The sequence below is a fragment of the Azospirillum sp. HJ39 genome (assembly GCF_041507355.1).
Lineage (GTDB): Bacteria > Pseudomonadota > Alphaproteobacteria > Azospirillales > Azospirillaceae > Azospirillum > Azospirillum thiophilum.
Window position 1 is genome coordinate 267,730 of record NZ_CP167909.1, and the last position, 9,771, is coordinate 277,500.

General features: G+C 70.5%; 7 protein-coding genes (1 of these 7 only partly in view). All 7 read left to right on the forward strand.

Annotated features, from left to right (window positions below):
* Positions 1-355 precede the first annotated feature (355 nt).
* Positions 356-2,206: an ABC transporter ATP-binding protein gene (locus tag ABMY26_RS08680; RefSeq protein WP_372395876.1), complete on the forward strand. Its 1,851-nt coding sequence runs from the start codon at positions 356-358 to the stop codon at positions 2,204-2,206.
* Positions 2,203-3,993 (forward strand): ABC transporter ATP-binding protein, encoded by a 1,791-nt coding sequence (locus tag ABMY26_RS08685; RefSeq protein ID WP_372395877.1) that lies wholly within the window; start codon positions 2,203-2,205, stop codon positions 3,991-3,993. The genes ABMY26_RS08680 and ABMY26_RS08685 overlap by 4 nt, the downstream gene beginning before the upstream one ends.
* Before the next feature lie 36 nt (positions 3,994-4,029).
* Positions 4,030-4,992 (forward strand): helix-turn-helix transcriptional regulator, encoded by a 963-nt coding sequence (locus ABMY26_RS08690; protein ID WP_372395878.1) that lies wholly within the window; start codon positions 4,030-4,032, stop codon positions 4,990-4,992.
* A 231-nt stretch (positions 4,993-5,223) separates the two neighbouring features.
* Positions 5,224-5,631: a hypothetical protein gene (locus ABMY26_RS08695; protein WP_372395879.1), complete on the forward strand. Its 408-nt coding sequence runs from the start codon at positions 5,224-5,226 to the stop codon at positions 5,629-5,631.
* 39 nt (positions 5,632-5,670) lie between these two features.
* Positions 5,671-7,842 carry a TonB-dependent receptor gene (locus ABMY26_RS08700; protein WP_372395880.1) on the forward strand — a complete coding sequence of 724 codons (2,172 nt, stop codon included), beginning with the start codon at positions 5,671-5,673 and terminating at the stop codon, positions 7,840-7,842.
* A complete protein-coding gene (locus ABMY26_RS08705) occupies positions 7,842-9,083 on the forward strand; it encodes an MFS transporter (protein ID WP_372395881.1) in 1,242 nt (413 codons plus the stop codon). The genes ABMY26_RS08700 and ABMY26_RS08705 overlap by 1 nt, the downstream gene beginning before the upstream one ends.
* Positions 9,084-9,196: 113 nt before the next feature.
* On the forward strand, positions 9,197-9,771 hold the 5' portion of the coding sequence (locus ABMY26_RS08710; RefSeq protein WP_372395882.1) for a helix-turn-helix domain-containing protein. 265 nt of this gene lie beyond the right edge of the window; the window shows 575 of its 840 coding nt (coding positions 1-575); it begins with the start codon at positions 9,197-9,199; its stop codon lies off the right edge, out of view.

Here is a 9,771-nt window from a genome sequence, read left to right on the forward strand (position 1 = left end):
GTGCGCCGTTCCGCCACCCCTCTTCTCAGCATTCCGGCCCGTCGCCATCCGTCACCTCGTCCACGATGCGGCGGTCGGACAAAGACCGCCGGGATGGCGTGGTGATAGCGGCCGCTCCGGAACCGCGCCGCCGCGATCCCGCCCGGCGCCGACGCGATCGGGACTTTCTGAGCCGAGCGCCATTTTCAAAACAAATACGGACAGAATCGAAAGCCTGTCGCCTTGCTCATCAGAAACGCCGGCTGATAGTTTTCCGCGATCGATCACCACAACCACCGCACCCAACCCGTCGAACCCCGCTCCCCGTGGCGTGAGGGCGTCGGCGTTTGTCCGTCACTGGATAGGTTCTGCAGCCATGGACATGGCGGATCTCGCGCCCAAGCCATCCCGGTCCGCGCCCCGCAGCCCCGACCCCCACGGTTCCGGATGCGGAAGTCCGGGTCTGGCCGTTCTGCTCGACGCGCTGCGTCCCGTCCGCCGCCAGATCATCCTGTCGGCGGCGCTGGCCCTGACCGGAACCCTGCTGGAACTGGTTCCCTATCTGGTGATCTGGCGGATCGCGGTGATCCTCATCGACCCCACCGCCGGAAGCGCAGAACAGATCGGCATTCCAGAACTGGCGCTGGCCGGTCTGGCCGGAGCGCTGCTGCGCTTTGCCGCCCAGGCCGGCGGCGGCATCATCGGCCACGCCGCCGCCTTTCGCGTCGAACGGACGCTTCGCCAGCGGCTGCTCGATCACATCGGCCGCATGCCGCTCGCCCGGCTCGACGGGCAGGGCGGCGCGCTGAAGAAGACGCTGATCGACGATGTCGGGCGGATCAACGGCGTGCTCGCCCACACGCTGCCCGATCTGGTGTCGGGGCTCGGGCTGCCGCTGGTCGCCGGGTGCCTGCTCGCCTGGTTCGATTGGCGCATGGCCCTGGCGTCGCTGGCTCTGCTGCCGCTCGCCGTGGCGGCGCAGGCGCGCATGGCCGCCGGCTCCTCCGCACTGTTCACGCGGTGGAGCGGGACCGAGGCCGCCGCCAACGAGCGCCTGCTCGCCTATGTGCAGGGGATCGCCACGCTGAAAGCCTTCAACCGTCAGGCGCGCAGCCTGGAGGGCGTGCGGCGGGCCGTCCACGACCTCCGCGACCTTGCCGTGTCGATCACCCGCCGGTCCCGCTACCCCTACGCCCTGTTCGGCCTCGCCCTGTCCTTCAACCTCGCCGCCATCCTGCCGGCGGGCCTTCTGCTGCACGCCGGGGGCTCGCTGACGCTGGCCGACCTGATGCTGTTCCTGGCGCTCGGCGGGGTGCTGACGCTGCCGCTGACGCGCGTGGTCCTCGCCGCCAACGGCCTGCGACAGCTCGCCGCCTGTCTCGACCGGATCGCCGCGCTCCTGGCCGAGCCCTGTCTTCCCGTCGTCGACACTCCCGAACGGCCGGACGGCAACACGGTGCGCTTCGAGTCCGCCGGCTTCACCCACGCGGATGGCACCGTGGCGCTGGCCGGTGCGTCCCTCACCCTGGCCGAGGGGCGCATCACCGCGCTGGTCGGCCCGTCGGGCGCCGGAAAGACCACGCTGGCGCGCCTGCTGGGCCGGGCACTGGACTGCACGGAGGGACGGATCACCATCGGCGGCGCCGACATCCGGCGGATGGATCCGGCCGATCTCGCCGGACGGCTCTCCACCGTCTTCCAGGATCCGGTGCTGTTCCACGGCAGTCTGGCCGACAACATCCGCCTCGCCCGCCCCGGCGCGACCGACGCGGAGGTCACGGCCGCCGCCAAGGCCGCCGGCGCCGACGGCTTCATCCGCGCCCTTCCCCAGGGGTACGACACGCCGGTCGGCGACCGTGGCGCCCGGCTGTCCGGCGGCGAGCGCCAGCGCATCGCCATCGCCCGCGCCATCCTGAAGGACGCCCCGATCCTGATCCTCGACGAGGCGACCGCCCACGCCGACCCGCAGACCGAGCATGAGGTCCAGCGCGCTCTGGCCACGCTGGCGCGTGGGCGCACGGTGCTGGTCATCGCCCACCGGCTCGCGACCATCGAACGGGCCGACCGCATCGTCGTCCTGTGCGGGGGCCGTGTCGAGGCCAGCGGATCGCACGCCACGCTGCTGCGCGTGTCGCCGACCTACGCCGCCCTGCGCCGGGCGCAGGACGACGCGGCGCGCTGGAGCCTGCGCGGCAACGCCGCCGCAGCGACGGAGGTCCGGCCATGATCCTGTCCCGCCTCGGTTTCGATCTCGCCGGCCGCTCCGAGCCCCGGCTGCGCCGCGGCTTTCTGACCGGCGTCCTGGCGGCGGCGGTGGATGCGCTGCCCTATGCGGTGCTGGCCGTCGTCCTGCCGGCGCTGGCCGCCGGAGGGGACGGCGGGGAAACGGCGCCGTGGCGATCCCCTTGGCTCGGCGCCCTCCTGCTCGCGGCGGCCCTGCCGCTCGGCGTGTGGCTGCGCGCCCACGCCCTGCTCGACAATTTCGCCGGCAGCTACGGTCTGGTGGCGGACGCCCGGCTGAACGTCGCCGACCATCTGGCCCGGCTGCCGGTCGGACGCGTGCTCCGCCATCGCGACGCCGCCCTGGCCGAACTGCTGACCAGCCGCTTCTCCCAGTACCAGGACATCATCACCCATGTCTGGGGGCTGGTCGTCACCAACAGCGCCCTGCCGGCGCTGCTGTGGCTTCTGCTCGCCTGGATCGACGGCCGGCTGGCGCTGTTGCTGCTGGCGGTGCTGCCGCTCGCCGCCCTCACCATCCCGTGGAGTCATGCCATTCTGGACCGGGCCGCGGCGCGGGTGATGGCGTCCAGGGAACGGGCGGTGACGGGAGTCGTGGAGATGGCCCAGGGCGCCCGCGACCTGCGCGGATTCGACAGCGCCGGCCGGCGCCGCGCCGCCGTGGACCGCGACCTGATCGCGCTGGAACGGGACTCGCGGGCCGCCGAGGCCGCAGCCGCGCCGGCCCTGTCGCTCTACGGCCTGATGGTCGGACTCGGGCTGGCGTCCGTCACCCTGGCCGGCGGGCTGCTGTGGGACGCCGGGCGGCTGGAGGCCGTGCCGTTCCTGCTGGCCCTGCTGGTCACCGCCCGGTTGTGCGCGGCCCTGACCGATCTGGGCGTGTTCCTGGCCGGGCTGCGGCTGTCCCGCGCGGTCCTGGCCGAGATCCGCGCGCTTGCACGGGAGCCCGCCATGCCGGAACCGGCGGCGGGCCGCCACCCCATCGACGCCTCGGTGACTCTGGAGGACGTCGTCTTCCGCTACGACGACATCCCGGACGGCGCCCCGGCTCTGAACGGCATCGGGGTCCATCTTCCAGCCGGGTCGGTGACGGCCCTGGTCGGCCCCTCGGGATCGGGCAAGAGCACGCTGGCCCGGCTGGTCGCCCGGCTGTGGGATGTGGAGCGGGGCAGCGTCCGCATCGGCGGCGTCGATGTGCGCGACATGGACGGCGACACGCTGAACCGCACGGTCAGCATGGTGCTCCAGGAGGTGGTCCTGTTCGACATGACCGTCGCCGACAACATCCGTCTTGGTCGGCCGGACGCCGGCGACGCCGAGGTCGAGGCGGCGGCCCGCGCGGCCTGCATCCACGACCGCATCCGGGCCCTGCCCGGTGGCTACGCCACGCGGCTGTCGGACGGCGGCGCCACCCTGTCCGGCGGGGAGCGTCAGCGGATCGCCATCGCCCGCGCCCTGTTGAAGGACGCCCCGGTGCTGATCCTGGACGAGGCGACCTCCAGCCTCGACCTCGACAACGAGGCGCAGATCCAGCAGGCCATCAACGCCCTGTGCCGGGGCCGGACGGTGATCGTGATCGCCCACCGCCTGTGGACCGTCCGGGAGGTCGACCACATCCTTGTGCTGGACGGCGGACGGATCGCCCAGCAGGGCAGCCACGAGGCCTTGCTGGCGGCGGATGGGCTCTACCGCCGGCTTTGGACGGTGCAGGGCGCCGCCCATGACTGGCGTCTGACCGGACCGGAGTCCGCCGCGCCAGAAATTTGCGAATGATTTGCAGTCGCAGAATTGGGCCCCTATGCTGTGCTCATGAGCGACACCATCGGCACGCCGACCCACTATTCCTCCGACGACCATCATGCGATGGCCGAGCGGTTCGGCTACCGCTACCGCCGCCTGTCGGTGGCCGGCCTCGATCGCGGCAGCGGGAATTCCTGCGCCCTGCTGACCGGGTCGATCGGCGTGGACGTGCTGCAGCCGGGCCTGACCCTGACCCGCTCCGACATCATCCATCTCCATGATTTCGAGGCGGAAGCGGAGATGAAACCCGGCCTGCTGGTCAGCGTGGTGCTGGACGGCCCGGTGGAGGGCTGGGTCGAAGGCTGCGGCGATATCGCCACCCGAGCCGGCACGGCGCTGAATCTCTACATCGACAGCCCCCTCCTGTTCACCGGCAAGCAGGCACGCGGCGTCCATTACTCCACCGTCGCCGCCTTTGCCCGGCAGGACTGGCTGGAGGAGAACGAGGTCGCGCACATGCGGCCGCCGCGCGGCGGCCCGGCCCGGCTGCACCATTGGATCCCGTCGGCGGCGCTGAAGGCCCGGCTGCACACGATGGACCGGCGGACGCCGGTCCCGGCGCTCGACCGCCTGCACCGGGAAATGGTCACGCTCGAACTGATGACCGAGGCCCTGCGCCCCATGGCCGCGACACCCGCCGCCGCCTCCCCGCTCCGCCCGGCGGATCTGGCCCGCATGGTCCGGGTGCGCGACCGGCTGCTGGCCGAACCCGACGCCGATCACACGCTGGCCAAGCTGGCCTGCGATGCCGGCGTCAGCGTGACGGTGCTGAAGGAACGGTTCCGTGCCGCCTTCGGCCGATCCGTCTTCGACACGCTGCGCGACATCCGGCTGGACCGGGCACGCAGCCTGATCGAAGGAGGATGGAGCGTATCCCAGGCCGCCGCCTATGTCGGATACCGGCATCCCAGCAACTTCACCACCGCCTTCCGCCGCCGCTTCGGTCACGCCCCCGGCACCATCCGCCGCTGACCGACGACCCGCCACACCACGCCCCCTGGCGCGCCCGAACCCTGACGCGAACTCCTCCGGACGCCGACCGGCTTTGCGCATAGGAAATCCGCCCGCGCGCATAAGCCTGGTCGATTGCCATCGCAGCCGCTCCGCCTCATAGTCGGCCTCAGTTGATAATAGTTCGCAACTGAAGCCGCCGACCAATCCGGTCCGACCATTCCGGTCCGCCGGCTCCCCCGGATCAAGATCATGACGACGACACCGATTCTCGACACGCGGTCCTTTCCGCTGGTGTGGCTGCGCCCGCCCGCCCGCCCGCTCGACACGGAGGAGGCGAAGGCACTGATCGACGGCCTGATCCGTCTGCTGGATGGCGAACGCCCGTACGTCATCATCAGCGAAGGCGGGTCGCCGGCCCTTCCGCGGGAGGCGGAACGGTCCTTCGCCCTCTGGTTCAAGAGCGACCGCGACCGGCTGGCCCGTCTGTGCGGCGGCATGGCGATGGTGATCCCACCCGGCCCGGCCCACGACGACGCCGTTCGACAGGTCGCCAAAGCGGCGGCGGCCTACCCCTACCCCGTGGCCGTGATCCCCGACACCGACACGGCCATGGCGTGGGCGCACAGCCGCCTGGAGCGGACCGCCCCCCGATCCTGACCGCAAGCCTCCGTCCTCCATTCCAGCCAGGATACCTCCATGCGTCCGCCGAAGAAGAAAGCGCACCGCCCCACCCCGCTCCTGCTCGCCACCATCGTGGCCTGCGGCGCCATGCCCGGCACCGGGCGGGCCGAGGAGGCCGCAGCGGCCGCCATCGCCTTGCCGGAAATCTCGGTGACCGCCCGCAAGCGTCAGGAAAATCCGCGCGACGTGCCCCTGTCCCTCACCGTGGTGGACGGACAGACGCTGGAGGACGCGCGCATCGACAGTTCCGAGGATCTGTTCCGCAGCGTCCCCAACATGATGTCGAACGATCTCGGGGACAGCCGGGCGACCTATTACACGATCCGCGGCATCGGGCCGGTCACCCAGCCGCTCGGGCCGGACGACAGCTCCGTCGTCACCTATGTCGACGGCATTCCGCAGCCCTTCTTCGGATCCGACCTGATCTATCTGGACATCGACCGGGCGGAGGTGCTGCGCGGCCCGCAGGGGACGCTCTACGGCCGCAACAGCGCGGCCGGCGCCATCAACATCACCACGCGCAAGCCCGGCACGGAGCCGGAATTCTCGCTGCGCGGCGAGATCGGCGGCGATGGAACGCGCTCGATCCAGGGTGTCGCCTCCGGGCCGCTGGTTCCCGGCCGGCTGGCCGCGCGCCTCGCGCTCAAGCAATGGAGCGCCGACGGCTATGTCCCCAACCTTTACGGCAGCGACCGCGGCGACCATCGGAATTTCGCCGGACGCGGCTCCCTCGTCCTCACGCCCTCCGACCGGACGACGGTCACGCTGGGACTGGCGGGGGAAAGCAACAAGCAGAACCCGGTCGGCTGGGTGCTGCGCCAGCAGGCCGACTACCCGGAGCAGGCATCGACGGTGAACAAGGTCGACCGCCGCTCGGCCGGGGCGGCGCTGACCGTTGCCCATGATTTCGGCTGGGGAACCCTCACCTCCGCCACCGGCGCCAACCGGGTGGTCAATGAACTGCTGACCGACGACCATGAAGGCAAGGCCTTCTCCGCCCTGTTCGGCCTGCCCGTGGCCTTTTTCCAGCCGCAGACCGACTTCAGTGACTGGACCGAGACCGAGACCAGCTTCAACCAGGAATTCCGCCTCAATTCCGCCGCCTCCAGCATGGTGAGCTGGGTCGCCGGGCTGAACTACGCCCACAGCCATCTCGACACGCGCTACACCAACCAATCGGCCTTCTTCGCCTCGACCAACGGCACGCGCGACGTCGATCTGACCGCGAACAGCGCCTCGGCCTTCGGCGAGGTGACGGTGCCGGTTATGGCGCGGTTGAAGGCGACCGGCGGCCTGCGCTTCAATCACGACTGGAAACGATACGCATCGACCTTCACCGGCAACGGCTTTCCCGGCACCGTCGCGGGATTCCGCCAGTCGGGCGACCTGACCTACAATTACGTCACCGGCCGGGCGTCGCTCGCCTATGACATCACCGACACCTCCAACATCTACGCCACCGTTTCGCGCGGCTACAAGGCCGGCGGCTTTCCGCGCTTCCCCACCGACGCCGCCTTCGGCCAAGCGACCGCGCCCTACAAGTCGGCGACCTACTGGACCTATGAGCTGGGCAGCAAGAACGAATTCCTGGGCGGGCGGGCCCGCCTGACTCTCGCCGGCTTCTTCACCAAGGCGCGCAACGAACAGCTCTATGCCTACAATCCGAGGACGGCGACCTTCCAGCCGGCCAACGTCGATGTCCGCAGCTACGGTTTCGAAGCGGAGGGCGCCCTGCGCGTGACGTCCGGCCTCGATCTGCTTGGCGGCTTCGGCTACACGGTGTCCGATCTGGAGAATGTCGCGGCCTCGCTGTCGGCTACGACCGGCGCCGCCTCCGGCAACGCCACGCCCAACGTGCCACGGATGAACGCCTCGCTCGCCCTGCAATACCGGGGCGACGGCGCCGCAATCGGGTTGCCGTCGCGCTTCGGCACGCTGGGCCGGCTGGAGGTGCAGCATCAGGGACACCGTTACGCCGACGTCGGCAGCCAGACCCTCCTGAAAGGCTACCAGCTGGTCAACGCGCGGGTCGGCGTCGAGCTGGAGAACGCCGACCTCTACCTGTTCGCCAACAACCTGTTCGACCGCAAATACGCGACGCAGGGCAACCATCTGGGGCCGAACGTCGACGCGGTGCTGCCCGCACGCGGGCGGGTGATCGGCGTCGGCGCGGGGGTGCGCTTCTGATGGCACCGCTCTCCCGCTCCCGCCTGCCCCAGGCCATCCTGCTGGTCAGCATGCTGCTGGTCTCCGCAGGCCAATCGATCCTGTTCGCCACCCTGCCCCCCGCCGGCCGCGCGATCGGCCTGTCGGACTGGCAGATCGGCCTGATCATCTCGCTGTCCAGTGTCGCCTTCATCGCCGCCAGTCCGGTGTGGGGGCGCCTCAGCGACAGCCGGGGGCGGCGCGGCATGATCGTGCTGGGCCTGACCGGCTACGCGCTGTTCACCGGGCTGTTCGCCTGGGTGCTCGATCTCGGGATGGCCGGCACGCTGACGCCGTTGGCCAGCCTCCTGGCCCTGGTGGCCGTGCGCGTCGGCTTCGGAACGACGGTGGCGGCGGCCATGCCGGCCGCGCAGGCGCACATCGTCGACATCACGCCCCCCGAACGGCGCACCGCCGGCTTGGCCCGGCTGTCGGCGGCCTATGGCCTGGGAACGGTCGCCGGTCCGCTGTTCGCCGCCGCCTTCGCCGGGCTGGGGCTGGTCTTCCCGCTCTACGCGGCGGCCGGAGCCGCAGCCCTGGCCGCCGTCGCGGTCCTCGGCGGTCTGCGCCACGCGCCGCACCGCTCGGCAGCGGCGGCCATGCTGAAGCCGAACGACCCGCGCCTCCGCCTGTGGCTCGGCATCGCGCTCGGCTATTTCCTGGTCGTGGCGATGGTCCTGCAAAGCCTCGGCTTCGTCGTCCAGGACCGCCTCCATCTGGCGCCGTCGGAAACGGGACGCAGCGTCGGCGTCTGCCTCCTGGCCAGCGGCCTGACCGCCGTGGCCGTTCAATTCCTGCTGTCCCGCCTCCGTGTCGAGCGGCCCGGCCGCTTGCTGCTGGCCGGGCTGCCGGCGGGCATCGCCGGCCTGTGCGCGCTGTGCGTGTCGTCCAGGTTGCCCCTTTTCATTCTCGGAATGGTGGGGATCGGCGGCGCCATGGGACTGTGCATGCCTGGTCTTTCCGCCGCGGCTTCCCTTGCCATGGAGGACCACGAGCAGGGAGCCGCCGCAGGGTTGATCGGCGCCGCGCAGGCCGGCGGCTTCATGCTGGGGCCGCTGGTGGGCGCCAGCCTGTACCAGCTTGGCGGAAGCCTGCCCTTCCTGAGCGGCATCGTCATTCTGGCCGCGCTGTTCGCCCTGTGCCTGCACCGGCTGCGCGACGGTTCGGCTCAGCACGGACAGCCCGTCATCGCGAAACAGGCCACGGCCGGAGGAGAAACGTGATGCACGCGTCAGGACGCCGTGGCGGGACGCACCCCACGTCCGTTCTTCCCATCATCGGGCATCGCGTTTCCGAGCCACAGCAGCGAGACGGTGCCGCAGGGTCGTTCTGGTCGATGCCGCTCGCCCCGGACATTCAATTGAGCGCCGGCGTCCTGACGGGCGCTGCGCCACCGACGCCGTTGCACGGCGTCGGCGCTTGGCGAACCATCGTCCAGGTTCTGGATGGGCCGCTTTGCTGGCGGATCGATGGGGCGACCGAACTCGACCTGAACACCGCGGCCCTGTGCGTCGTCGATACGCCGTCCCTGTCGATGACGCATCACCTGTGCAGTGCCGGTATCGAAGCCCGTTGTGCCGTGATCCAGATCGGGCCGGCGGCGATGCCCGGTGATAACGCCTCACGCCCGTGCGGTGGCGCGGACGCCACGTCCATCGTGGTGTGCAAGGACATCGACAGCGGTCTACGGGGGCTCGTCGCACAGATTCTCGCCTGTCCGTTCGACGGCTTGACGCGGCATCACTATTTGACCGGCAAGGGGTTGGAACTGACCGCGCTCGGATTGCTCAGAGCCTCATCGTGCGAACCGTTCCTGCAAGGGTCCAGTCAGGAACCTCATCACCATCAGGTTTGGCTTGCCCGGAGAATTCTGGAATCCTCCTTTGACCGCCCTCCCGTGCTGAGGGAACT